Consider the following 26320-nt stretch of genomic DNA (forward strand, 5'->3'; position numbering starts at 1 on the left):
CTCGCTCTTTTTGCGAAGCTGGACGCAAATGATGGGCACAAAAAAAGCACCCGAAGGTGCTTTTTATCGTCAGACAGGTTGCACGTTGTGCAACTTATCCTTCATAAATATTGGCGCGGTCACGTAATTCTTTCCCGGGCTTAAAGTGCGGAACGTACTTACCTTCCAGTTCGACTTTATCACCAGTTTTCGGGTTACGTCCGGTGCGAGGTGCTCGATAGTGCAGAGAGAAGCTGCCGAAACCGCGGATTTCAATGCGCTCACCTTGAGCAAGCGTTGAGGCCATATGTTCCAGCATTTCTTTAACAGCATCTTCCACCGCTTTCGCCGGAATGTGAGATTGCTGGCTGGCAAGTCTTTCAATCAATTCTGACTTGGTCATTATTCCTCCGGTTTCCTTCAAGGCAAAAATTAGCTAACAGCTTAAACAAGGGCGGCCGTAGCCGCCCTTTGTGCTTGATTACAGGACGAATCCTGCAATCTGTCAAGTAAACTCGTCACTATTCAGGTTGTTATTACCTGAATGACAGAGATTACTCGCCTTTCGCTGCTTTGAACGCTTCAGCCATGGCGTTGTTGGAGAAGTTCGCGTCTTCCTGCTTGTTCACGGTAGCGATAGCGTCTTTTTCTTCCGCTTCGTCTTTCGCACGTACAGACAGGCTCACTACGCGGTTCTTACGATCCACGCCGGTGAATTTCGCTTCAACTTCGTCGCCAACGCTCAGAACCAGAGTTGCGTCTTCAACGCGGTCACGGGATGCTTCAGAAGCACGCAGGTAACCTTCTACGCCGTCAGCCAGTTCTACGGTTGCGCCTTTAGCGTCAACTGCAGTCACTTTACCAACAACGATAGCGCCTTTCTTGTTCAGAGCAACGTAGTTGTTGAACGGATCTTCCGCCAGCTGTTTAACGCCCAGGGAGATACGCTCACGCTCTGCGTCAACCTGCAGAACAACTGCTGCGATTTCGTCGCCTTTTTTGTATTCACGAACTGCTTCTTCGCCTGCAACGTTCCAGGAGATGTCAGACAGGTGAACCAGGCCGTCGATGCCGCCGTCCAGGCCGATGAAGATACCGAAGTCAGTGATAGACTTGATTTTACCTTCAACACGGTCGCCCTTGTTGTGGGTTTCCGCGAACTGCTGCCATGGGTTAGATTTGCACTGCTTCAGACCCAGGGAGATACGACGACGCTCTTCGTCGATATCCAGAACCATAACTTCCACTACATCGCCAACGTTAACAACTTTGGACGGGTGGATGTTTTTGTTGGTCCAATCCATTTCGGAAACGTGCACCAGGCCTTCAACGCCTTCTTCGATTTCAACGAAGCAGCCGTAGTCGGTCAGGTTGGTCACGCGACCGGTCAGTTTGGTACCTTCCGGATAACGTTTAGCGATAGCTACCCACGGATCTTCGCCCAGCTGTTTCAGGCCCAGGGATACACGGGTACGCTCGCGGTCGAACTTCAGCACTTTAACAGTGATTTCGTCGCCAACGTTTACGATTTCGCTCGGATGCTTAACGCGTTTCCAGGCCATATCGGTGATGTGCAGCAGGCCGTCAACGCCGCCCAGATCAACGAATGCACCGTAGTCAGTGAGGTTCTTAACGATACCTTTGACTTCCATGCCTTCCTGCAGGTTTTCCAGCAGCTGATCGCGCTCTGCGCTGTTTTCGGATTCGATAACGGCACGACGAGAAACAACAACGTTGTTACGCTTCTGGTCCAGCTTGATGACTTTAAACTCAAGCTCTTTGCCTTCCAGGTGCAGCGTGTCGCGCACCGGACGAACGTCTACCAGGGAACCCGGCAGGAACGCACGAATACCGTTCAGCTCAACAGTGAAGCCACCTTTAACTTTGCCGTTGATAACACCGGTAACAGTTTCAGCGTCTTCGTAAGCTTTTTCCAGCGTGATCCAAGCTTCGTGACGTTTAGCTTTCTCACGGGACAGCAGAGTTTCACCGAAGCCGTCTTCTACTGCATCCAGAGCAACGTCAACTTCGTCACCAACCTGGATTTCCAGCTCGCCCTGGGCGTTTTTGAACTGCTCAGCCGGAATGGCGGACTCAGATTTCAGACCGGCGTCAACCAGTACTACGTCTTTGTCGATAGCAACAACAACACCACGAACGATGGAACCCGGGCGGGTTTCGATTTCTTTTAAGGATTCTTCAAACAGTTGAGCAAAAGATTCAGTCATGTTTAATCTTCAGGTTAATATTAACGTCCACCTGGCTCCGTGCCGGATGGGGTTGTTTCACATACCCGCTGACCATCCATTGCCGCGGGGTACTGCTATAATTCGGAGGCTTTGGCGCGTTACCGGTTAAGGCTTACGCAACAGCCAATTTTTCGCGCGCATATTGTAGCGCTTTTTCAATCACTTGCTCAATGTTTAGTTCGGTTGAATCGAGAACTAATGCATCGGCAGCCGGGACAAGCGGCGCCACGGCGCGATTTCGGTCGCGATCGTCACGCTCTTTTATCTCGGACAAAAGACGTTCAAAGTTAACATCAAAGCCCTTTTCCTGCAACTGCCGCATGCGGCGATGCGCCCGCTCATCGGCCGAGGCATCAAGGAAAATTTTCACCGGCGCGTCCGGGAAAACCACCGTTCCCATATCGCGACCGTCGGCGATGAGTCCCGGCAGTTCGCGGAAGGCGCGCTGGCGGCGCAGCAGCGCTTCGCGAACGCGCGGGAAAGCGGCCACTTTCGAGGCGGTATTGGCGACCTCCTGAGTGCGGATTTCACCGCTGACATCTTCCCCTTCCAGCACCACTTCCAGGGTACCGTCAGTAGAAATAAAGCGCACATCAAGATGGGCAGCCAGAGGCACCAGCGCCTCTTCGGACTCCACATCAACATGATGATGCAGCGCCGCCAGCGCCAGAACGCGATAGATCGCGCCTGAATCTAACAGATGCCAGCCCAGCGCCTCCGCCATTGCCTTGCACAACGTACCTTTACCCGCACCGCCAGGCCCATCAATGGTGATTACCGGAATATTCGCCGTCATCTTTTTCTCCTTCAGCAAGGCGCATGGAATATAAACGCCGCGCATTATACGCATCAATACGCCGGAAAGTGAGCATTGCTTGTAAATTACGGACTACAGGAAATGAAAAGCAGAAGTTTTGCGCAATTATAGCGGGCTGACAGGACATCAGCCCGCGGGATGACAAAGTTTTACTCAGGCGAGGGTACTGATCCGCGCCAGCTGCTCAAAATAGTCAGGGAACGTTTTGGCCGTACATTTAGGATCAAGGATGGTCACCGGTGTATCAGACAGTGCCACCAGCGAGAAGCACATCGCCATCCGGTGGTCATTATAGGTGCCAATTTCCGCATATTTCAGCGCCGCTGGCGGGGTGATGCGAATATAATCTTCGCCCTCTTCCACCTCGGCGCCTACTTTACGCAGTTCGGTCGCCATGGCGAACAGACGGTCCGTCTCCTTGACCCGCCAGTTGTAGATATTGCGCAGGGTAGTGGTCCCTTGCGCGAACAGCGCGGCGGTGGCGATGGTCATCGCAGCGTCCGGGATATGGTTCATATCCATATCGACAGCCTTGAGCTCGCCGTGGGTACAGGCGATGAAATCGTCGCCCCAGGTGACAGTAGCGCCCATTTTCTCCAGTACGTCGGCGAAACGAATGTCGCCCTGTACGCTGTTGCGGCCAATACCAGTAACTTTCACCGTACCGCCCTTAATAGCGCCAGCGGCGAGGAAATACGAGGCCGATGAGGCATCACCTTCCACCAGGTAATCTCCCGGCGACTGATACTGTTGATTGCCGCGTACCACAAACCGCTGATAAGACTGATTGTCCACCTCAACGCCAAAGGTTTTCATCAGATGCAGCGTAATATCGATGTAGGGTTTCGATACCAGATCGCCCTTAATGGCGATGAGAGTATCCTGCGGTGCCAGCGGCGCGGTCATCAGCAGCGCGGTCAGGAACTGGCTGGAGACGCTGCCGTCAACCTCGACGTTCCCGCCCTGAAAACCGCCGCGCAGGCGCAGCGGTGGATAATTTTCCTGCTCAAGATAGTCGATCTGAGCGCCGCCCTGACGCAAGGCGTCCACCAGATGGCCGATCGGGCGCTCTTTCATCCGCGGCTCGCCGGTCAGCACAATATCATTGCTGCCAAGGCACAGGGCCGCCGCCAGCGGACGCATCGCGGTACCGGCGTTGCCGAGGAATAGTTCCAGCGCCGCAGCAGAACGCAGCGGGCCGCCGTTGCCGGTCACTTCGCAACGGGTGCGGTCGGCAGACAGGGTGTATTGAACCCCCAGCGCACTCAGGGCATTCAGCATATGGCGCACATCGTCGCTGTCCAGCAGGTTGGTCAGCACCGTCGTGCCGCGGGCCAGAGCAGCCAGCAGCAGCGCGCGGTTGGAGACGCTTTTCGAACCTGGCAGGTTCACGGTGCCCTCTACGCGTGCGATGGGTTGTAACGTCAGGGATTCCATCAAACTTCACTCTCAAACAAACAGAATAAAAACCCCGCAGACAGGCCGCGGGGAGGAAGAAATAAACAGGCGATTAACCGTGGCGTCGTTCGAAGTCCAGCATAAAGTCGGTTAACGCCTTCACGCCGTCCAGCGGCATGGCGTTGTAGATGGAAGCACGCATGCCGCCCACCACGCGGTGGCCCTTCAGCGCGTGCAGCCCGGCTGCAAACGACTCTTCGAGGAACAGTTTGTCCAGCGCGCTGTCCGCCAGCTGGAACGGCACGTTCATGCGTGAGCGGTTGGCCTGCGCCACATCGTTACGGTAGAAGCCGCTGTTATCGATAACGCCATACAGCAGTTCGGCTTTCTGCTGGTTGATTTTATCCATCGCGGCAACGCCGCCCTGCTGTTTCAGCCACTTAAAGACCAGACCAGCCAGATACCAGGCGAACGTCGGCGGCGTGTTAAACATCGAGTCGTTCTCGCTTAACACGGTGTAGTCAAGAATTGACGGGCAGGCCACACTGGCTTTGCCCAGCAGATCTTCACGCACGATGACCAGCGTCAGCCCCGCCGGGCCGATATTCTTCTGTGCGCCGGCGTAGATAACGCCGAAACGGTTAACGTCAATTTCGCGGGACAGAATGGTGGAGGAGAAATCGGCGGTTACGATGACGTCGTCGCCGAAATTCGGCGTCTCATCAATCGCGATACCGTCAATGGTTTCGTTCGGGCAGTAATGCAGATAGGCTGCCCCCGGGGTCAGTTGCCATTCGCTCATCGGCGTCACAGCGCGCTTGCCGTCGACGGTGATTTTCGCGTCGATAACGTTTGGTGAACAGTATTTCTTCGCCTCTTTAACCGCACTGGCCGCCCAGTAGCCGGCGTCCACATAGTCCGCGACGTTTTTATCACCGAGGATGTTCAGCGGGATCCCGGAGAACTGGCCGCGGCCACCGCCGTGGCAGAACAACACTTTATAGTTGGAAGGGATGTTCAGCAGAGCGCGAAAATCCTGTTCTGCCTCTTCTGCCACCTGGATAAACTCCTTACCACGGTGACTGATCTCCATGACCGACGTACCCAGACCGTGCCAGTCGCACAGTTCCTGCTGAGCCAGTTTGAGTACTTCCGCCGGCAGCATTGCCGGGCCCGAACTGAAGTTATAGACCTGAGCCATTTCCCCTCACCACGTTGCTATGTTGTTTTGCCCGCGAACCGCCGCGGGCATAAGTTATTCCTGTGGCTATCGGTTTTATCATTCAGTGACACGGTCCGCAATGGCTAAAACTCGCCGACAGCAAAACGCGGCCGCCGTCACACAACAGAATCTATCGGCTTGACGTAATAAAACCGACATATTTGCTGTCAGGTGAGCCGTTTCGCTCGGCTGGCCTTCGACCATTCTGCATTTGCACAGCGTGCACATATTCGCTTTTCACCCGCCTGCATCGCCATCACCATGCTGCAGCGCACGCAGGCATAGATCCCCTCTTGCGGAATGGTCGTGTAGCGGGTGGTGCAGTGCGCAGGAAGGATCGATAACCCGGCTCTCACCTCTTCATCGGGATAATAAAAGACGCTGATCTGTCCGTTGGTTTCAAGGATCGCCAGCCGCACCTGGCCAAGTTGCTCGACGCTGTTGACCCGCAGCTCCATAAAAAACTCAAATTCGGTCACGTTTTCCGCATGCAGCTTCTCCCAGGCCAGTTGCCCCTCCTCCACCACCACGATAGGTTTACCTTCCAGCAGATCCTCCAGCTTTTCGCTGTGCCCCATCAACCACATAATGCCGCGATACAGCAGCGCCAGCGTGATAAAAACCACCAGCACTGGCAGCAACGGTACATCATCATAAAACGCCACGTCACCCGCCGCCGAGCCGAGGGTCAGAATAATCAGCACCTCAAACAGCGACATCTGCCGCACCCCGCGTCGTCCGGTAATTTTGAGGAATATAAAAACCAGAACGAAGGTGTAGAGGCTGCGTAACGCCACCTCGGCCAGGAATTCCACCGGCACTTTATCGAGCGCCATCCGCTGCCAGTCAAAGGCTTTCATCAATCATCTCCCTGTGGGTCATAAGATGCCTCTAAGCATAGCCAGATGATGGAGATAGCACCTGTCAGATAAAAGCCGTATCATTGCGCGCTTTCCGTACGACAAAAGTGATCGCCATGACCCAAACGTTTATTCCCGGCAAAGATGCCGCCCTGGAAGATTCCATCGCTCGCTTCCAGCAAAAATTGCTCGACCTCGGATTTGATATCGAAGAGGCCTCGTGGCTGAACCCGGTGCCGCACGTGTGGTCCGTTCACATTCGCGATAAAGCGTGCGCGCTGTGCTTTACCAACGGTAAAGGCGCCACCAAAAAGGCAGCCCTGGCCTCCGCGCTGGGCGAATATTTCGAACGTCTGTCCACCAACTATTTTTTCGCCGACTTCTGGTTAGGCGACACCATCGCTAACGGCCCGTTTGTTCATTACCCGAACGAAAAGTGGTTCCCGCTGACTGAAGATGACGAAGTACCGGAAGGTTTGCTGGATACCCGCCTGCGCGCCTTCTACGATCCAGACGATCAACTGACGGCCAGCATGCTGGTGGATCTGCAGTCCGGGAACGATGAGCGCGGCGTGTGCGGCCTGCCCTTTACCCGCCAGTCCGACGGTGAAACGGTTTATATTCCGATGAATATTGTCGGTAACCTGTACGTTTCCAACGGCATGTCCGCAGGAAACACCCGTAACGAAGCGCGAGTGCAGGGTCTGTCTGAGGTCTTTGAACGTCACATTAAAAACCGCATCATCGCCGAAAGCATCAGCCTGCCGGAGATCCCGGCGGAAGTGATGGCGCGCTATCCAGGCGTCGTAGAGTCGATCGCTAAACTGGAAGCCGAAGGTTTCCCAATTTTTGCCTACGATGGCTCGCTGGGTGGTAAATATCCGGTTATCTGCGTCGTGCTGTTTAACCCAGCTAACGGCACCTGCTTCGCCTCTTTTGGCGCCCACCCGGACTTCGGCGTGGCGCTGGAGCGTACGGTCACAGAACTGCTGCAGGGCCGCAGCCTGAAAGACCTCGACGTCTTTACGCCGCCGACCTTCGACGATGAAGAAGTCGCCGAACACGCTAACCTCGAAACCCACTTCATCGACTCCAGCGGCCTGATCTCCTGGGATATGTTCAAGCAGGATGCCGACTATCCGTTCGTTGACTGGAGCTTCTCCGGCACCACCGAAGAAGAGTTCGCTACTCTGATGGCCATCTTCAAGGCCGAAGATAAAGAAGTGTACATCGCCGACTATGAGCACCTGGGCGTTTACGCCTGCCGTATCATCGTCCCGGGGATGTCGGATATTTATCCGGCGGAAGATCTGTGGCTGGCGAACAACAGCATGGGCGCTCATCTGCGCGAAACCATTCTGTCTCTGCCGGGCAGCGAGTGGGAAAAAGAAGATTATCTGGCGCTGATCGAGCAGATGGACGATGAAGGTCTGGATGACTTCACCCGCGTTCGCGAACTATTGGGTCTCGCCACCGGGAAAGACAACGGCTGGCATACCCTGCGCGTTGGCGAGCTAAAAGCTATGCTGGCGCTGGCCGGCGGCGATCTGGAACAGGCGCTGATCTGGACCGAGTGGACCATGGAATTCAACGCATCGGTCTTCAGTGCGGAACGAGCCAACTACTATCGCTGCCTGCAAACTCTGCTGCTACTGAGCCAGGAAGAGGAGCGTCAGCCGCTGCAATACCTGAACGCATTCATCCGCATGTACGGTGCCGACGCGGTCGAAGCCGCCAGCGCGGCGCTGAGCGGCGAAGCGCCATTCTATGGCCTTCAGGCTGTCGATAGCGATCTGCAGGCCTTCCCGGCCCATCAGTCGCTGCTAAAGGCTTATGAAAAACTGCAGCGGGCAAAAGCGGCTTTCTGGGCAAAATAAGCTCCAATGACGCCGTTGGTGTTGCCAAAAACGGAGCCCTTCGCGGCTCCGTTGTTTTATCCTGGTAAAATGGCTCCTAAAATTTGTAGTTGCAAAGTTAATTAATGGTAAATATTGGTTTTATTTCATTTACCAATTGTTAAATTCAATTAATATACTCCATTATAATTAACGCAAAAATCCGGACAAAAATGAAAATTTTCAACATAATTTATAAATTTTAAAATTTATTTTTCACTTATAATTCATATGGTTAATGCATATAAAAGCAAAAACCACACACTAAAAAGGCTTATAGTTCCGGTGTGATATGATCTATATCAATTTCCCTTCTATAATGCTTTGTTAGTATCTCACCGCCAACTTATATAAAGAGAGAGTTAGTGTGAAAGCTGACAACCCTTTTGATCTTTTGCTCCCTGCCGCGATGGCGAAAGTCGCCGAAGAAGCAGGTGTCTATAAAGCAACGAAGCATCCGATGAAGACCTTTTATCTGGCGATCACCGCTGGCGTTTTCATCTCTATCGCTTTCGTATTCTATATCACCGCGACCACCGGCACTGCCGCGATGCCTTATGGGATTGCCAAGCTTATTGGTGGGGTCTGTTTTTCCCTGGGTCTGATTCTGTGTGTTATCTGCGGCGCTGACCTCTTTACCTCTACAGTGTTGATCGTGGTGGCGAAAGCCAGCGGTCGAATTACCTGGGGGCAACTGGCAAAAAACTGGCTCAACGTCTATTTTGGTAACCTGGTAGGCGCGCTGCTGTTTGTGCTGCTGATGTGGTTATCCGGCGAATATATGACTGCCAACGGCGGTTGGGGGCTAAACGTCCTGCAAACCGCTGACCACAAAATGCACCATACTTTTGTGGAGGCAGTGTGCCTCGGTATCCTCGCTAACCTGATGGTTTGTCTCGCCGTATGGATGAGCTATTCCGGTCGTAGCCTGATGGATAAAGCGATGATCATGGTCCTGCCGGTAGCGATGTTTGTTGCCAGCGGCTTTGAGCACAGCATCGCCAACATGTTTATGATCCCGATGGGTATCGTAATCCGCGATTTTGCGAGCCCGGAATTCTGGACCGCGGTCGGTTCAACTCCGGAAAGTTTCTCTCACCTGACCGTTATGAACTTCATCACTGATAACCTGATTCCGGTAACCATCGGGAACATTATCGGCGGGGGTCTGCTGGTCGGGTTGACATACTGGGTCATTTACCTGCGTGGCAACGACCATCACTAAGGGTTGTTTCAGGCAGTAAATAAAAAATCCACTTAAGAAGGTAGGTGTTACATGTCCGAGCTTAATGAAAAGTTAGCCACAGCCTGGGAAGGTTTTGCGAAAGGTGACTGGCAGAATGAAGTCAACGTCCGTGACTTTATTCAGAAAAACTACACCCCATATGAAGGTGACGAATCCTTCCTGGCTGGCGCGACTGAAGCGACCACCAAGCTGTGGGACAGCGTAATGGAAGGTGTAAAACAGGAAAACCGCACTCACGCGCCTGTTGATTTCGACACAGCCCTCGCTTCCACTATTACCTCTCACGACGCAGGCTACATCGAGAAAGGTCTGGAAAAAATCGTTGGTCTGCAGACCGAAGCACCGCTGAAACGTGCGATCATCCCGTTCGGTGGTATCAAAATGGTTGAAGGTTCCTGCAAAGCGTACAATCGCGAGCTGGACCCGATGCTGAAAAAAATCTTCACTGAATACCGTAAAACCCACAACCAGGGTGTTTTCGATGTCTATACCCCGGACATCCTGCGCTGCCGTAAATCCGGCGTGCTGACCGGTCTGCCGGATGCTTACGGCCGTGGTCGTATCATCGGTGACTACCGTCGCGTTGCGCTGTACGGTATCGACTTCCTGATGAAAGACAAATTCGCCCAGTTCAACTCTCTGCAGGCGAAACTGGAAAGCGGCGAAGATCTGGAAGCAACCATTCGTCTGCGCGAAGAAATCGCTGAACAGCACCGCGCACTGGGCCAGATCAAAGAGATGGCAGCTAAATATGGCTACGACATCTCCGGCCCGGCGACTACCGCTCAGGAAGCAATCCAGTGGACCTACTTCGGTTACCTGGCTGCCGTTAAATCTCAGAACGGCGCAGCAATGTCCTTCGGTCGTACCTCCAGCTTCCTGGATATCTACATCGAACGTGACCTGCAGGCTGGTAAAATCACCGAGCAAGACGCGCAGGAAATGGTTGACCACCTGGTCATGAAACTGCGTATGGTTCGCTTCCTGCGTACCCCGGAATATGATGAACTGTTCTCCGGCGACCCGATTTGGGCAACCGAATCCATCGGTGGTATGGGCGTTGATGGCCGTACTCTGGTCACCAAAAACAGCTTCCGCTTCCTGAACACCCTGTACACCATGGGGCCGTCTCCGGAGCCGAACATCACCATCCTGTGGTCTGAAAAACTGCCGCTGAGCTTCAAGAAATTCGCCGCGAAAGTGTCCATCGATACCTCTTCTCTGCAGTATGAGAACGATGACCTGATGCGTCCGGACTTCAACAACGACGACTACGCTATCGCATGCTGCGTCAGCCCGATGGTTGTTGGTAAGCAAATGCAGTTCTTCGGTGCTCGCGCTAACCTCGCGAAAACCATGCTGTACGCTATCAACGGCGGCGTGGATGAAAAACTGAAAATGCAGGTGGGTCCGAAATCTGAGCCGATCAAAGGCGACGTCCTGAACTTCGACGAAGTGATGGAACGCATGGATCACTTCATGGACTGGCTGGCTAAACAGTATGTCACCGCCCTGAACATCATCCACTACATGCACGACAAGTACAGCTACGAAGCCTCTCTGATGGCGCTGCACGACCGTGACGTTATCCGCACCATGGCGTGTGGTATCGCTGGTCTGTCCGTTGCGGCTGACTCCCTGTCTGCTATCAAATATGCGAAAGTTAAACCGATTCGTGATGAAGACGGTCTGGCTATCGACTTCGAAATCGAAGGCGAATACCCACAGTTTGGTAACAACGATGCTCGCGTCGATGACATGGCCGTTGACCTGGTTGAACGTTTCATGAAGAAAATTCAGAAACTGCACACCTACCGTAACGCTATCCCGACTCAGTCTGTTCTGACCATCACCTCTAACGTCGTGTATGGTAAGAAAACCGGTAACACCCCAGACGGTCGTCGCGCTGGCGCGCCGTTCGGACCAGGTGCTAACCCAATGCACGGCCGTGACCAGAAAGGTGCTGTTGCCTCTCTGACCTCCGTAGCTAAACTGCCGTTTGCTTACGCGAAAGATGGTATCTCTTATACCTTCTCTATCGTACCGAACGCGCTGGGTAAAGATGACGAAGTTCGTAAGACCAACCTGGCGGGCCTGATGGATGGTTACTTCCATCATGAAGCGTCCATCGAAGGTGGTCAGCACCTGAACGTGAACGTCATGAACCGCGAAATGCTGCTCGACGCGATGGAAAACCCGGAAAAATATCCGCAGCTGACCATCCGCGTATCTGGCTACGCTGTACGTTTTAACTCCCTGACTAAAGAACAGCAGCAGGACGTTATTACCCGTACCTTCACTCAGACCATGTAATTCCCAGTCTGACTGAAAAAGCGTACAATAAAGGCCCCACACCAGTGGGGCCTTTTTAACAAGTGCTTCCCTGCCCCAGCCTGCTTTGCCAGTTATCTATACTTTGGGTACCTGTCAAAACAGACTCGACACAGCCGCTGAGCTGTGCACCAACACGGCCCCGGATGGGCCACATCTGGAGAAAACACCGCAATGTCAGTTATTGGTCGCATTCACTCCTTTGAATCCTGTGGCACCGTCGATGGCCCGGGCATCCGTTTTATTACCTTTTTCCAGGGCTGCCTGATGCGCTGCCTGTACTGCCATAACCGTGACACCTGGGATACCCACGGCGGCAAAGAAATTACCGTTGAAGAGTTAATGAAAGAGGTGGTGACCTATCGTCACTTTATGAACGCTTCCGGCGGTGGCGTTACTGCGTCGGGCGGCGAGGCGATCCTGCAGGCGGAGTTTGTTCGCGACTGGTTCCGCGCCTGTAAAAAAGAAGGGATTCATACCTGTCTGGATACCAACGGCTTCGTCCGTCGCTACGATCCGGTTATCGACGAGCTGCTGGAAGTGACTGACCTGGTGATGTTGGATCTCAAGCAGATGAACGATGAAATCCACCAGAACCTGGTCGGCGTTTCTAACCACCGTACCCTTGAGTTTGCCCAGTATCTGGCGAAAAAGAATATCAATGTCTGGATCCGCTACGTCGTGGTTCCGGGGTGGTCAGACGATGATGACTCCGCGCATCGTCTGGGCGAATTTACCCGCGATATGGGCAACGTCGAGAAAATCGAGCTGCTGCCCTACCATGAGCTGGGCAAACACAAATGGGTGGCGATGGGTGAAGAGTACAAGCTGGACGGCGTCCACCCGCCGAAGAAAGAGACCATGGAGCGGGTGAAAGGTATTCTTGAGCAGTATGGTCACAAGGTGATGTACTAAGAGCCTCATCAGGGTCGGTGGTGCGCTTACGCCGGCCCGAAGCGACACTGGAAATCGTTCCAGCCCCGCCATTGATCCTCATGAAAAGCGCAATGCCGTCTTTGCAGTGGAAAGCATGCGATAGAAACAGCTGACGTGCAGCCTTCGCTACACGTCAGAATGGTTATGCGTGCGCCACCGGCGTCGGATGATGTCCGGCTTTGCGCAGCAGCGTCAGCAGATAGATAAACGACACGCTGGCGATCATGATAAACAGCAGGTTGTCGGAGAAGTTCTGCATCAGCATCGCCGTCAGAGTCGGACCCAGCAGACTACCGATGGTATAGCTCATCAGCAGCGCCTGATTCATCGCCACCAGCTGATGGTGCTCCACTTTCTCACAGGCCCAGGCCATCGCCACCGGATACAGCGTGAAACCGGATGCCCCAAGCACAAACAGCGCCGGCGCCATTGCCGCCTGACTAAGCATCGCCAGACAGCCGATGATCACTACAAAAACCTGCACCCGCAGCACCAGCAGGCGACCATAGCGGTCAGCCAGGCGCCCTACCGGCCACTGGCCGAGGATACCCGCACTAACCATCACCGCCATCCAGAAGCCGATACCGGCGTCGCTGACGCCCTGATGGTTCAGCCACAGCGGCATCAGGCCATACAGCGAACCGAGGACAATACCCGAAATAATGCAGCCATTGACCCCGTGGCGCGCCTGGCGCAGCTTCAGCATCGGCCAGATACGTACCGTTTCATGTGGCTCCTCAGCCTGCCCCATAATGCGGGTAAACAGCAGCGGCAGGATCGCCGCCAGCGCCAGCCCGGTCACCCACGGCAGGACGCTCATTAAATCGGTGGGTAATTTACTGACCATCAGCTGGCCCAGCACCGTTCCGACATAATAGACCATCATATATGCCGCCAGCAGGCGACCACGGCTGCGGGAAGTCCCGCTGCAAACCAGCGCGCTTTCCACCACCACCCAGATCATTGCACAACCTACACCAGCGATAAAACGCCAGCTTAGCCACGTCCAGAAGCCAACGGTGATCCCCAGCCCTACGCAGCCGACGGCGAAAATTAACGACGCAAGATAATAGCTGCGGTTAAACCCCAGGCGTTTAATCACCCAGCCAGCCAGCAACGTACCGGCCAGGTTGCCGGTAAAATAGGATGACCCCACCATGCCGACCTGCCAGGTTGGCATATTTTCATGGGCGAGCCAGAGCGGGACGAGCGTATTCAGCACCGCTATCGCCAGGGTCAGTAAAAGCAGGCCACAGAGCAGCATTTGCACTGGCCGGGTATAGATGGTCATGGGTAAAAAACCGTGAGGAATGTTCAGATCGCGAGCGCATCATGCCACCGCTAAAAACATTGTCAATCCACCTGAAATCAGGCCTGACGCGGTTTTGCAGGGCACGATAGAAGTTTTTTATCCACAGAAGGGGGAAAGGTGAGGCAACAGATAATACGCTGTTGTTTTTCTTAATTTATTAATAAATCCCGGCGTTAATTACAGTCGAAAAATTTCATCTATCGACAGCACGTTTTCATCATGCCGGCACGCCTGCGCCGGCATGATGACGCCGATTAACTGGCGACAGCCATCCCCACGGTCATATGCAGACCATAGAATACGCCGCGGCCAATCATCTCGCCCGCCAGCACCAGAACAAAGGCCAGGCCGAGCAGCGAAACCGCCGGTTTACGCCCACGAAGCTGCGGCACACACCAGCAGGCCAGGGCCAGCGCCAACAGCACCACGCGCCAGGCCATAAGCGCGCCGTAATCTGGCACCAGGCTGGAGGCCTGCTGGATTGAGCTGCGGATGGTAGAGAGCTCACTCCCCTGCATCAGCACCACAATCATACTGACCAGCAGCGCCAGCAAAGTCACCACCGGCAGAAGGCGCAGCGCCCAACCGTCAACACCTGCGACGCGCAGCAGCAGGTAGCCCAACAGTGGACCGCCGATAAACAGCGTCAGGAAGAAGCTCAGCGGCGTCCAGACGGTGTACCAGGTCGGCACCGTGTCGATGGTGTTGTAGACCCGCACCATCATCCAGACGAAGATCACGCCCAGCACCATGGTCACCACCAGCCACAGGCTACGCAAACTGGCTGGCAACTTTTTGAACACCGCCAGCAGCCAGCCAATTCCGCCGACGGCGAAGAAGATCGCCCCGCTGGCTATTTCATTACTCAGCGATGAAGCCCCCACACGATTGAGCGAGTTAAAGGCCCGTAGCGGTGAACCGAGATGCATCGTCGAGGCAACAAAACCGATCCCCATCAATACCCACAGGCCGAACATGCTCCCCACGACGCGCTGCTCCTGCTCACGGGAAAGTTTGCCCGTCATCAGCGCCAGCGCCAGGACGATAAAGCCGCCCACGACGCACTGGCCAAAGACTGTAAAGATCATCAGCGGCCATTCATGCCATCCGTTACCCATCTCACACCTCCTTCGGATTCGCCAGGTAACCGGTGGTATCACCACACGGCCGGGCATTGGCGTTAGGTTTGATCACAATGCTCGGCCGGGTGAAATGCGCCGACGGCAGCGGCGCCACCGCGGCCAGCTGGCCGTGCTTTGCGCGCAGCTCGGCAATCGGACCGAAATCGAGCGCCCGCAGCGGGCAGGACTCGACGCAGATCGGTTTTTTCCCCTCGGCGACGCGCTCATGGCAGCCATCGCACTTGGTCATATGGCCTTTGTCGGCGTTGTACTGCGGCGCGCCATACGGACAGGCCATATGGCAGTAGCGGCAGCCAATACAGACATCTTCGTTGACCACCACAAAACCATCTTCGCGCTTGTGCATTGCGCCGCTCGGACAAACCTTGGTACAGGCCGGATCTTCGCAGTGGTTGCAGGCGATGGAGAGGTAATAAGCAAAAACGTTCTGCTGCCAGACACCGTTGTCTTCCTGCCAGTCACCGCCGGCATACTCATAGATGCGGCGGAAACTGACCTCCGGGGTCAGGTTCTTGTAGTCCTTACAGGCCAGTTCGCAGGTCTTGCAACCGGTGCAACGGGCGGAATCAATAAAAAATCCATACTGAGTTGTCATCGGTTACTCCTTACAGCTTCTCAACCTGAACGAGGTTGGTATGCGACGGGTTCCCCTTCGCCAGCGGCGACGGACGCTGGGTAGTCAGCACATTAATGCTGCCCGCCTGATCCACGCGCGAGGCGTCCGGGTTATACCAGGCCCCTTCCCCCAGCGCGACAACGCCGGGCATCATGCGCGGCGTTACTTTCGCTTCGATATGCACTTCACCACGGTCGTTGAAGATGCGAATGCGATCGCCGTTGGCAATGCCGCGCTTGCGGGCGTCGATGGGGTTAATCCACATCTCCTGCCGACAGGCGGCCTTCAGCACATCAACGTTGCCGTAGGTCGAGTGAACGCGCGATTTATAGTGGAAGCCGGTTAACTGAAGCGGGTATTTCGCCGTCAGCGGGTCGTTATAGTTTTCGAAGCCCGGGGTGTATATCGGCAACGGATCGATGACATCCCCTTCCGGCAGTTCCCAGGTGGCGGCGATTTTCGCCAGCGCCTGCGAATAGATTTCAATCTTGCCCGACGGCGTGGTCAGCGGATTGGCCTGCGGATCCTCGCGGAAGGCTTTGTAGGCCACATGGTGTCCTTGCGGATCGCGCTGCTTATAAATGCCCTGCTGGCGGAAGGTGTCGAAATCCGGCAGGTTGGGCATCGCTTTACGCGACTGCTCATACAGATAGCGCATCCACCCTTCCTGGGTACGGCCTTCAGTAAACTTCTCTTCCACGCCGAGGCGCTTAGCCAGCTCGGTGGTCATCTCATAGATGGTTTTGCATTCGAAACGCGGTTTGATGGCCTGATCGGCAAAGATGACATAGGACATGTTGCCGCAGGAAGCATCCAGCGCGAAATCCATCTGCTCGGAGGCAGTGCAGTCCGGCAGCAGAATATCGGCGTATTTCGCTGACGAAGTCATATGGCAGTCGATGACTACAATCATCTCGCACTTCTTGTCGTCCTGCAGGATCTCGTGAGTACGGTTGATCTCGGAGTGTTGGTTGATCAGACAGTTGCCCGCATAGTTCCAGATCATTTTGATCGGCACGTCGAGCTTATCTTTACCACGCACCCCGTCACGCAACGCGGTCATTTCCGGACCGCGTTCAATCGCATCGGTCCACATAAACATCGAGATGCTGGTCTGAACCGGATTCTCCAGCGTCGGCATGCGCTCAAACGGCAGGCTGTAGGAGCCCTCGCGCGCGCCGCTGTTGCCGCCGTTGATCCCGACGTTACCCGTCAGGATAGCCAGCATCGAGATAGCCCGGGTGGCGATTTCGCCGTTGGCGTGACGCTGCGGGCCCCAGCCCTGGCTGATATAGGCCGGTTTGGCGGTGGCAATTTCGCGCGCCAGTTTAACAATGCGTTCGCGCGGAATACCGGTAATCGTCGAGGCCCACTCCGGCGTTTTGGCGATACCATCAGCGCCCTGGCCAAGAATGTAAGCTTTGTAGTGACCATTGGCTGGCGCATCGGCGGGCAAAGTTTTCTCGTCGTATCCCACGCAGTATTTATCAAGGAACGGCTGATCGACCAGATTCTCGGTGATCATCACCCACGCCAGACCCGATACCAGCGCCGCATCGGTACCGGGGCGAATCGGGATCCACTCATCTTCGCGCCCGGCGCCGGTATCGGTATAGCGCGGGTCGATGATGATCATGCGGGCATTAGATTTCTGCCGCGCCTGCTCAAGGTAGTAGGTCACCCCGCCGCCGCTCATCCGCGTTTCGCCGGGGTTATTGCCGAACAGCACCACCAGCTGGCTGTTTTCAATATCCGACGGGCTATTGCCGTCGGCCCAGCCGCCGTAGGTATAATTGAGGCCCTCGGCAATCTGCGCTGACGAGTAATCGCCGTAGTGGTTGAGATAGCCGCCGCAGCAGTTCATCAGGCGGGCAATCAGCGTTTTGCCCGGCGGCCAGGAACGAGTCAGCGTCCCGCCGAGCGTACCGGTGCCGTAGTTCAGATAGATAGATTCATTGCCGTACTCTTTAATCAGCCGCTGCGTAGTGCTGGCGATGATATCGAAGGCCTTTTCCCAGCTGATTTGCTCGAATTTCCCTTCACCGCGTTTACCAACGCGCTTCATCGGGTACTTCAGGCGATCCGGATTATAGACACGACGGCGCATCGAGCGGCCGCGCAGACAAGCGCGAACCTGATGCAGGCCATCGTAGTTGTCATCGCCGGTATTATCGGTTTCTACGTACTTAATCGCATCATCCACCACGTGCATACGCAGCGGGCAGCGGCTACCGCAGTTGACAGTGCAGGCGCTCCAGACCACCTTCTCGCTGGTCGGGGCAGGCGTATCTGCGGCATGCGCCATCCGGGTAAAGGGTAACGTTAGTGCGTTGCTGGCCAGCGCCAGGCCGCCAATCGCCGTGGTTTTCATTAAACCACGGCGGCTTACCTCAGCAGCCAGTAAAGCATCGGGGGCTTTAATTTTCATGGATACTCGCTTTGGTTGCTCACAATAAACTGATAAGCGCTATATAGTCATATATATAATGCTTTGAAATATTATTGGTTTTTTATGCTGATTTAATCCAAAGGGAGTATCACTGCATTCGTAGAATGGATTATTGCCCGGTATCAATAAGGGCGTAAAAAAAGCGCCCGCAGGCGCTTTTAGGGAGAGAGAAACGTTTAGCCGATATATTCGAGGCCGCGCATATACGGGCGCAGAATTTCCGGAATTTCGATACGGCCATCGGCCTGCTGATAGTTTTCCATCAGCGCCACCAGGGTACGACCGACCGCCAGGCCAGAACCATTCAGGGTATGAACGAGACGGGTCTTCTTGTCGGACTTGCTGCGGCAGCGAGCCTGCATACGCCGCGCCTGGAAATCCCAGACGTTAGAGCAGGAAGAGATTTCACGGTAGGTGTTCTGCGCCGGGACCCACACTTCCAGATCGTAGGTTTTACAGGCGCTGAAGCCCATATCGCCGGTGCACAGCGCGACCTTACGGTACGGCAGGCCCAGCAGCTGCAGCACTTTCTCAGCGTGGCCGGTCATCTCTTCCAGCGCCGCCATGGAGTCTTCCGGACGGACGATCTGCACCATTTCAACCTTGTCGAACTGGTGCATACGGATCAGACCACGGGTGTCACGACCATAAGACCCGGCTTCAGAGCGGAAGCACGGTGTATGGGCAGTCATTTTGATCGGCAGGTCGTCTTCGTCGATGATTTCATCGCGCACCAGGTTGGTCAGCGGCACTTCTGCCGTCGGGATCAGCGCGTAGTTGCTGCTGTCAGCTTCATCTTCCAGCGGACGAGTATGGAACAGGTCGCCGGCGAATTTCGGCAGCTGACCGGTGCCATACAGGGTGTCCTGGTTTACCAGGTACGGGACATAGTTTTCGCTATAGCCATGCTGTTCAGTGTGCAGATCCAGCATGAACTGCGCCAGAGCACGGTGCAGGCGGGCCAGCTGGCCTTTCATCACCACAAAGCGCGAGCCGGTCAGCTTAACGGCGGCGGCAAAATCCAGTCCCCCGTGCATTTCACCCAGCGTGACGTGATCGCGCACGTCGAAATCGAACTGGCGCGGCGTTCCCCAGCGGCTAACTTCGACGTTGTCGTTTTCATCACGGCCAACCGGTACGTCATCATGAGGAATATTCGGGATTGCCAGCGCGATATCGCGAATTTCTGCCAGCAACGTTTCCAGCTCGGATTTCGCGGCATCCAGCTGTTCGCCAAGTTTATTCACTTCCAGGCGTAATGGCTCGATGTCTTCCCCGCGCGCTTTCGCCTGGCCAATGGATTTCGATCGGGAGTTACGCTCCGCCTGCAGGTTTTCCGTTTGCACCTGCAGAACTTTACGACGCTCTTCAAGCGCGCGAAGTTTATCTACATCCAGCTTAAAGCCCCGGCGTGCCAGTTTTTCTGCGACTGCGTCTGGCTCGGTACGCAGCAGATTGGGATCGAGCATGCTTATCCTGTGCTTATCGAATTAAATAAAGAAAAATGGCCGCAGACTACGGCCACGGAAATAGAGTAATAACCTTACCGCAACGCCTCAATTAGCGGTAGCGTTTTATCGGGCTATTTTGATCCTGTTCAGCGAGCCAGGCGAGCTTTTCGCCAATTTTGCCCTCAAGCCCCCGGTTTGTCGGGCGATAATAGCGCGTTTGCGCCATTTCCTGCGGGAAGTACTGCTCGCCGGCGGCATAGGCGTTGGGTTCGTCATGAGCGTAACGATACTCCTGCCCGTAACCCATCTCTTTCATCAGCTTCGTCGGCGCATTGCGCAGATGCACCGGAACGTCATAGTCAGGACGCTCCCGCGCGTCGGCCAGCGCCGCTTTAAAGGCAGTGTAGACGGCGTTGCTTTTCGGCGCGCAGGCCAGATAGACAATGGCCTGAGCAATCGCCCGTTCGCCTTCCGCCGGCCCGACGCGGGTAAAGCAATCCCAGGCCGAAATAGCGACCTGCATCGCCCGCGGGTCGGCGTTGCCGACATCTTCCGAGGCAATTGCCAGGCAGCGGCGAGCAACGTACAGCGGATCGCCCCCGGCGGTGATGATCCGCGCGTACCAGTAGAGCGCCGCATCCGGCGCGCTGCCGCGCACCGACTTATGCAGGGCGGAAATCAAATCGTAGAACCGGTCGCCTTTGTTATCAAAACGCGCGCTGCGCTCACCGGCGATCTCGGTCAGCAGTTCCGCCTTCAGCACCCGCTTGCCCGAGTCATCGCTCTCGGCCATATCGGCCATCATTTCCAGGGTATTCAGCGCCCGACGCGCGTCGCCGTTCACCAGTTCGGCGATGGCCTTGCGGGTCTCATCCGGCAGAATAATATCCTGGTCGCCGTAGCCGCGGGACTTATCGTTCATCGCCTGGTCAAGCACCTGCTCGATATCGTCGGTGGTCAGCGATTTCAGTAAGTAGACGCGAGCGCGGGAGAGCAGCGCCGAGTTAAGCTCAAAGGAGGGGTTTTCGGTGGTCGCACCGATAAAAGTGATGGTGCCGTCTTCAATATGCGGCAGAAAGGCATCCTGTTGACTTTTATTAAAGCGATGCACTTCGTCAACAAACAGGATGGTTCGCCGGCCAGCGTTGCGATTCTGCCGCGCGCGCTCAATAGCCTCGCGGATCTCTTTCACGCCGGAGGTTACCGCCGAGATCCGTTCGACATCGGCGCTGGCGTAGCGGGCAATCACTTCCGCGAGGGTGGTCTTGCCGGTACCCGGCGGTCCCCAGAGGATCATCGAATGCAGGTGCCCGGCCTCAATGGCCCGCGGCAGGGGTTTACCCGGCGCCAGCAGATGCTGCTGGCCAATATACTGCGCTAAATTTTCTGGCCGCATGCGAGCGGCCAGAGGTTGAAACGCATTGTCGGAAAAATCGAGCGACAGATTGCTCACTTTCGCCTCTACTTACGTTGATCGTCCACCGTCACCCCTTTCGGCGGCGTAAAGGTGAACTTAGATGCGTCGACGGCGCCGTTCTGCTGCGATTTCAGCTGATAGCTGCTGCGCTGATCGTCCTGCTCGACGGCGCTGAACTGATGGATGGTGCCGTCCCGACCGACGTTGATCGTGAACTGCTTCAGGTTACCGCTGCCGCTTTTCGGTGTCAGAACAAAATCATCGCCGTTTTGCTTGATATTGTACTGCTGCCAGTCGCTGGACTGATTGCGAGCGATCAGCATAAACGGCGTGTTGCTGGTGGCGTCTTTCAGCCAGGTTGCCGTAGCCTGCTCCACGAACGGGTTGTAGAACCACAGCGTTTTGCCGTCCGAGACAAGAACGCTTTCATCCGGCTGGGTCATATGCCAGTTAAACAGATTAGGGCGTTTTACCCACAGGTCGCCCTGTCCGTCCTGCACGGCGTTACCGCTGCCGTCGGTCACTTTTTGCGTGAAGCTGGCATGGAAGCTGCTCACTTTATCAAGACGGCTTTTCAAGTCACTGGCCGCATCTGCCCAGACCTGGCTGACGACCATACCAGACAGTAATGCACAGGTGATTGCGAGTTTTTTCATTGTTCTTCCTTAATGTGCGTCACTCCCGACGCGGGAGCCTCTTCTGTCCCTAATGTAGGACCGCCGACGGCGGCGGGACAGAAGAATTGGCTGATTTTGCGCTTATTTACCCAACTTTGCACTCATTCAAAGGGCGGTGGCGCCAGCACTTCGCGGTTACCATTGTGGCCCTGCTCGCTGACGATGCCCTGCGCTTCCATCTGTTCGATAATGCGCGCGGCACGGTTATAGCCGATGCGGAACTGACGCTGCACGCCGGAAATCGACGCTTTACGCTTCTCGGTCACAAAACTGACCGCCTGATCGAACAGCGGGTCCAGCTCTTCGCCGCCATCAAAGCCACCGCCGCCGCCTTCGCTTTCGCTGTCCGAGGTAATGCCATCGACGTACTGCGGACGGCCGCGGGCTTTCCAGTCCTGAACCACGGCGTGGACTTCCTGGTCGCGCACAAATGCGCCGTGGACACGTACCGGCGTAGTGGAATTCGGCCCGGAGTAGAGCATATCCCCCATCCCGAGCAGCGATTCCGCACCGCCCTGATCGAGAATGGTACGCGAGTCAATTTTACTCGATACGGTAAAGGCGATACGCGTCGGGATGTTGGCCTTAATCAGGCCGGTAATAACATCCACTGACGGACGCTGCGTCGCCAGCACCAGGTGGATCCCCGCGGCACGCGCTTTCTGCGCCAGGCGAGCAATCAGCTCTTCCACCTTCTTACCGACGGTCATCATCAGGTCGGCGAATTCATCCACCAGCACCACGATATACGGCAGTTTTTCCAGCACCGGATGCACGGCATCCATACTATCGCCTGGCTTCCAGTACGGATCCGGGATCGGACGCCCCATGCGCGCGGCCTCAGCGATTTTCTCGTTATAGCCCGCCAGGTTACGCACGCCCAACGCCGACATCAGCTTGTAGCGGCGCTCCATCTCGTTGACGCTCCAGCGCAGCGCATTGGCGGCGTCTTTCATGTCGGTGACCACTTCGGTCAGCAGATGCGGAATACCTTCGTAGACCGACAGCTCGAGCATTTTCGGGTCGATCATGATGAAACGCACATCTTCCGGTTGCGCCTTGTAGAGCATGCTGAGGATCATGGCGTTGACGCCGACTGACTTACCAGAACCGGTGGTACCAGCCACCAGCAGATGCGGCATTTTCGCCAGATCGGCTACCACCGGATCGCCTGCGATGTCTTTACCCAACACCACGGTCAATGGCGATGGGTTATCACGGAACTTGGCGTTGTCGAGCACTTCACGCAGGTAGACGGTCTGGCGCTTTTTGTTTGGTAATTCCAGGCCGACATACGGTTTGCCCGGAATAACTTCCACCACGCGCACGGCAACCGTGGACAGTGAACGCGCCAGGTCGCGCGACAGGTTAGAGATACGCGCGGCCTTCACCCCTGGCGCGAGATTAAGCTCGAAACGGGTGATCACCGGCCCCGGCGAGTAGTTGACGACATCCGCTTTAATACGGAAATCGGCCAGACGCGCTTCTACCAGGCGCGCCATCTGCTCAAGAGCAAACGTATCCACCGGTTCGACTTCGCTCGGCGGTGGGGTTAACAGATCCAGCGACGGCAATGGCGTAGTCGGTCTTTGCAGCGGACGGCTATCGCCATTACGCATCAGCAGCGGGTGGATCAGGCTCTCCTGCGGCGCAGGCGCGGCCGGCTGATGCCCCTGCTGGGCAACCGGTTGTTGGTGCTGCACAGGCGGCGCAGTCTGGTATGACTGCGGCGGCGGCGACACTGGCTGATGGTGTACAGGCTGATGCTGCGCAGGTTGATAACCCTGCTGCGGAGCAACGGCCGGTTGTTGATAGTGCGGAGCCGGTTGCGGCGGCTGGGCTTCCGGCGTCGGCGTAAACAGCGGCTCGCTCGGTCCGTCATTGACCAGCGCCTTCATCGGCGAGAATTCGTAATCCGCCGGCGAGAACGGGTTGGCTCCGGGCGGCTGCTCGGTAGCGTAGCGCTGCTGCTGGGTAGCGGCAAACTGGCGCGCCAGCTCCGCTTCCGCCGCGGTGTCGGCATCATCATCATCCGTCGCGCTATCGTCTTCCCAGCGATGACCATAGCGTTGCTGTTGAGTGGCAGCGAACTGGCGAGCCAGTTCATCCTGCTCCATAGCATCCGCTTCCTCATCCGAGAGCAGCTCATCATCGTAATGCGGGTTACGCTCCGCCTGTCGCGCACGCTGTTCAGCTTCCCGCTGCGACGGTAGCTTGATGCCGTAGGAGGCCAGCTCCCGACGCGTCGGGACACGAACGCGGTTTGGCCGCGGTAGTTTTGGCCCAATGCCTTCTTTCACCTGAACTCGCGGTCCGCTCGACGCCGGGCTAAATAATGGCGCAGCCGCAGCGGACGCCGCCGTCGCAGAGGTTGCCGCTGCCGCGCCGCCGCTGGCGGCCGTTGCCTGATGCACCCCTGCCGCGACCGCAGAGACCACGGTTGACTCCACCGGCGGTTTGGACGGTGCGGCAGGCGACGTCAATGGTTTGGTGGCGATCGGGCTTTCTGGTTCAGGAATAGGCTGATACCAGGAAGCCAGCAGCTCCCGTTCACGCGCGCGCTTCTCTTCCACTTCCTCGAAGTAATAGAGCGGCGGACGCTTCACTTCTTCCTGGACAACCTCAGGCCCTGGCTCTGGCTGATATGTCTGTGTCGCTGGTTGTCCGGCATACGGATCGTAAGCCGGCGGCTGATTTGACACAGGCTCTGGCTGATACGCCTGCGGCGCTGGCTGACCGGCATACGGATCGTAAGCCGGCGGCTGATTTGGCACAGGCTCTGGCTGATACGTCTGCGGCGCTGGCTGACCGGCATACGGATCGTAAGCCGGCTGCTGGAACGGCGCGGGCTCTGGCTGATACGTCTGCGGCGCTGGCTGACCGGCATACGGATCGTAAGCCGGCTGCTGGAACGGCGCTGGCTCTGGCTGATACGCCTGCGGCGCCGGTTGTCCGCCATACGGATCGTAAGCCGGCTGCTGGTACGGCGCGGGTTCAGGCTGATACGCCTGCGGCGCCGGTTGTCCGGCATACGGATCGTAAGCCGGCTGCTGGTTTGGCGCTGGCTGATACGTCTGTGTTACAGGTTGCCCGGTAAGCGGATCGTACGCCTGCGGCGCAGGCTGGCCAGCAGGAGGCTGATAGGCGGCCTGCTGGAAAGGCGCGGGCTCTGGCTGGTACGCCGGCTGCGGCGGATAGCTGGCTTCCGGCTGGTAAACCGGCGCTGCGCCCTGATGGCCCGCAGGTGATTCCGCCCACGCCTGCGGCGCGGCAGTCGCCGCCGCCGCTGCGCCCACCGGCTCAGCGATACTGTGGCCATTCAGCAACGGATCGTAAGGGTCGAAATCACCGGGACGAACGGCGCTGGCGCCGGAGAAAAGGACATCATCGCCCGCAGGTCGCGCGGCGCTGGCCCCGGAAAACAGTACATCGTCGGCGGCGACAGGCGCCCCGCTGGCGCTGTATTGCACCGCCTCTTCCCCGTCGTCCATCCGTTTGCCGGAGAAAAGCGCAGCGTCAGTTTTACGCCCCATGGGATTAGTAAACTTCTCGGCCAGACGCTTACGCCGCGCCAGCGCGCTGCGTAAGATGCGGGTGCGACGCGACTCCTGCGGCTTGGCCGCCTCTTCGTCGTCGTACTCTTCCTCGTCGTCTTCGTATTCGCCTTCATCGACCCAGGTATCGTCCCGGCGGGTACGGTTGCTGGCAAAGGTGAGCACCGACAAGATACCGCCGCCCAGTTTTTCCGCAATACTGACCCATGACCAGCCGGTGAATAGCGTCAGGCCGGCAGCCCAAATGCACAACAGGGCGATAGTGCCGCCGCTACTGTGCAACAGCGGTTGCAGCGTGGTGCTCAGCAGACTGCCGATCACCCCGCCTGAGGCAAAGTACCAGATATCATCGGCGTTAATCGCCGCCAGACCACAAGAGGTCAGAATCAGAGCTAACGCGCCAATGAGGCGTAGGGAAACGGCAAAGTAATCAATGTATTCGTCGTTTTCCTGGTGTCGCCAGGCAAACCAGCATCCCCCGATAATGATCACCGGGATGGTGTAGGCCATGACGCCAAAAATAAAAAAGAGGGTATCGGCAAGCCACGCGCCGGGAGCACCGCCTAAATTATGAATAGGCTCATGCCATGCCGTTTGCGACCAGCTTGGATCCGAGGGGTTAAAGCTCAGTAGTGCCGCCATCAGCCAGATGGCGAAGAGGGAGCAAAGGATGAGCATCGCCTCAAGGAGTCGGCGCCCGCTGCTGAGTTTGGTTAGTTTGACTTCTTTGTCTTCGGTGTATTCCTGGCTCAAGAAAGGCTCTCCAGGT

The 26320-nt window shown here is 56.3% G+C and carries 18 protein-coding genes; 4 read left to right on the forward strand and 14 right to left on the reverse strand.

The genetic code is table 11. The annotated features are described in order from the left end of the window. Positions 1-94 precede the first annotated feature (94 nt). From ihfB to B8P98_RS18595, 6 genes are all read right to left on the reverse strand, one after another. Complete coding sequence (gene ihfB, locus B8P98_RS18570; protein ID WP_002898165.1) at positions 95-382, reverse strand: integration host factor subunit beta; 288 nt, start codon at positions 380-382, stop codon at positions 95-97. Positions 383-533: 151 nt separating this feature from the next. After that, positions 534-2207 carry a 30S ribosomal protein S1 gene (rpsA, locus tag B8P98_RS18575; RefSeq protein ID WP_002898162.1) on the reverse strand — a complete coding sequence of 558 codons (1674 nt, stop codon included), beginning with the start codon at positions 2205-2207 and terminating at the stop codon, positions 534-536. 133 nt (positions 2208-2340) lie between these two features. Continuing rightward, positions 2341-3024 (reverse strand): (d)CMP kinase, encoded by a 684-nt coding sequence (gene cmk / locus B8P98_RS18580; protein ID WP_095033289.1) that lies wholly within the window; start codon positions 3022-3024, stop codon positions 2341-2343. Positions 3025-3198: 174 nt separating this feature from the next. Then, complete coding sequence (gene aroA / locus B8P98_RS18585; RefSeq protein ID WP_025712961.1) at positions 3199-4482, reverse strand: 3-phosphoshikimate 1-carboxyvinyltransferase; 1284 nt, start codon at positions 4480-4482, stop codon at positions 3199-3201. 73 nt (positions 4483-4555) lie between these two features. Further along, positions 4556-5644 carry a 3-phosphoserine/phosphohydroxythreonine transaminase gene (gene serC / locus B8P98_RS18590; RefSeq protein WP_025712962.1) on the reverse strand — a complete coding sequence of 363 codons (1089 nt, stop codon included), beginning with the start codon at positions 5642-5644 and terminating at the stop codon, positions 4556-4558. Positions 5645-5832: 188 nt separating this feature from the next. Further along, complete coding sequence (locus B8P98_RS18595) at positions 5833-6525, reverse strand: DUF421 domain-containing protein (RefSeq protein ID WP_080897561.1); 693 nt, start codon at positions 6523-6525, stop codon at positions 5833-5835. A 116-nt stretch (positions 6526-6641) separates the two neighbouring features. On the opposite strand from B8P98_RS18595, the gene ycaO reads away from it, so the two are divergent. The 4 genes from ycaO to pflA all read left to right on the forward strand — a co-directional run bounded on the left by ycaO (position 6642) and on the right by pflA (position 12912). Continuing rightward, positions 6642-8402 (forward strand): 30S ribosomal protein S12 methylthiotransferase accessory factor YcaO, encoded by a 1761-nt coding sequence (ycaO, locus tag B8P98_RS18600; RefSeq protein WP_095033653.1) that lies wholly within the window; start codon positions 6642-6644, stop codon positions 8400-8402. Positions 8403-8787: 385 nt separating this feature from the next. Next, positions 8788-9645, forward strand: a complete 858-nt coding sequence (gene focA, locus B8P98_RS18605) for a formate transporter FocA (protein ID WP_025712965.1) — start codon at positions 8788-8790, stop codon at positions 9643-9645. Between the two features lie 51 nt (positions 9646-9696). Beyond that, positions 9697-11979 (forward strand): formate C-acetyltransferase, encoded by a 2283-nt coding sequence (pflB, locus tag B8P98_RS18610; protein WP_025712966.1) that lies wholly within the window; start codon positions 9697-9699, stop codon positions 11977-11979. A gap of 192 nt (positions 11980-12171) precedes the next feature. Continuing rightward, on the forward strand, positions 12172-12912 hold the full coding sequence (gene pflA / locus B8P98_RS18615; protein WP_002898145.1) for a pyruvate formate lyase 1-activating protein: 741 nt from the start codon (positions 12172-12174) through the stop codon (positions 12910-12912). A 163-nt stretch (positions 12913-13075) separates the two neighbouring features. Here the strand turns inward: pflA and B8P98_RS18620 are convergent, their stop codons facing one another. The 8 genes from B8P98_RS18620 to ftsK all read right to left on the reverse strand — a co-directional run bounded on the left by B8P98_RS18620 (position 13076) and on the right by ftsK (position 26304). Beyond that, positions 13076-14224, reverse strand: coding sequence for an MFS transporter (locus B8P98_RS18620; protein WP_025712967.1), 1149 nt, complete (start codon positions 14222-14224; stop codon positions 13076-13078). A 275-nt stretch (positions 14225-14499) separates the two neighbouring features. Continuing rightward, a complete protein-coding gene (locus tag B8P98_RS18625) occupies positions 14500-15363 on the reverse strand; it encodes a dimethyl sulfoxide reductase anchor subunit family protein (protein ID WP_025712968.1) in 864 nt (287 codons plus the stop codon). Between the two features lies 1 nt (position 15364). Further along, on the reverse strand, positions 15365-15982 hold the full coding sequence (locus B8P98_RS18630) for a DMSO/selenate family reductase complex B subunit (RefSeq protein ID WP_025712969.1): 618 nt from the start codon (positions 15980-15982) through the stop codon (positions 15365-15367). A 10-nt stretch (positions 15983-15992) separates the two neighbouring features. Beyond that, the gene (gene dmsA / locus B8P98_RS18635) at positions 15993-18431 is read right to left on the reverse strand and encodes a dimethylsulfoxide reductase subunit A (RefSeq protein ID WP_095033290.1); all 2439 of its coding nucleotides are present in this window, start codon (positions 18429-18431) and stop codon (positions 15993-15995) included. Positions 18432-18628: 197 nt separating this feature from the next. Further along, a complete protein-coding gene (gene serS / locus B8P98_RS18640; protein ID WP_080924435.1) occupies positions 18629-19921 on the reverse strand; it encodes a serine--tRNA ligase in 1293 nt (430 codons plus the stop codon). 91 nt (positions 19922-20012) lie between these two features. Then, positions 20013-21356: a replication-associated recombination protein RarA gene (gene rarA, locus B8P98_RS18645; RefSeq protein ID WP_025712972.1), complete on the reverse strand. Its 1344-nt coding sequence runs from the start codon at positions 21354-21356 to the stop codon at positions 20013-20015. A gap of 8 nt (positions 21357-21364) precedes the next feature. Continuing rightward, on the reverse strand, positions 21365-21976 hold the full coding sequence (lolA, locus tag B8P98_RS18650; RefSeq protein WP_004201368.1) for an outer membrane lipoprotein chaperone LolA: 612 nt from the start codon (positions 21974-21976) through the stop codon (positions 21365-21367). A 122-nt stretch (positions 21977-22098) separates the two neighbouring features. Further along, on the reverse strand, positions 22099-26304 hold the full coding sequence (gene ftsK / locus B8P98_RS18655; protein WP_080924434.1) for a DNA translocase FtsK: 4206 nt from the start codon (positions 26302-26304) through the stop codon (positions 22099-22101). Between the last annotated feature and the right edge of the window lie 16 nt (positions 26305-26320).

Source organism: Klebsiella quasivariicola (assembly GCF_002269255.1).
Lineage (GTDB): Bacteria > Pseudomonadota > Gammaproteobacteria > Enterobacterales > Enterobacteriaceae > Klebsiella > Klebsiella quasivariicola.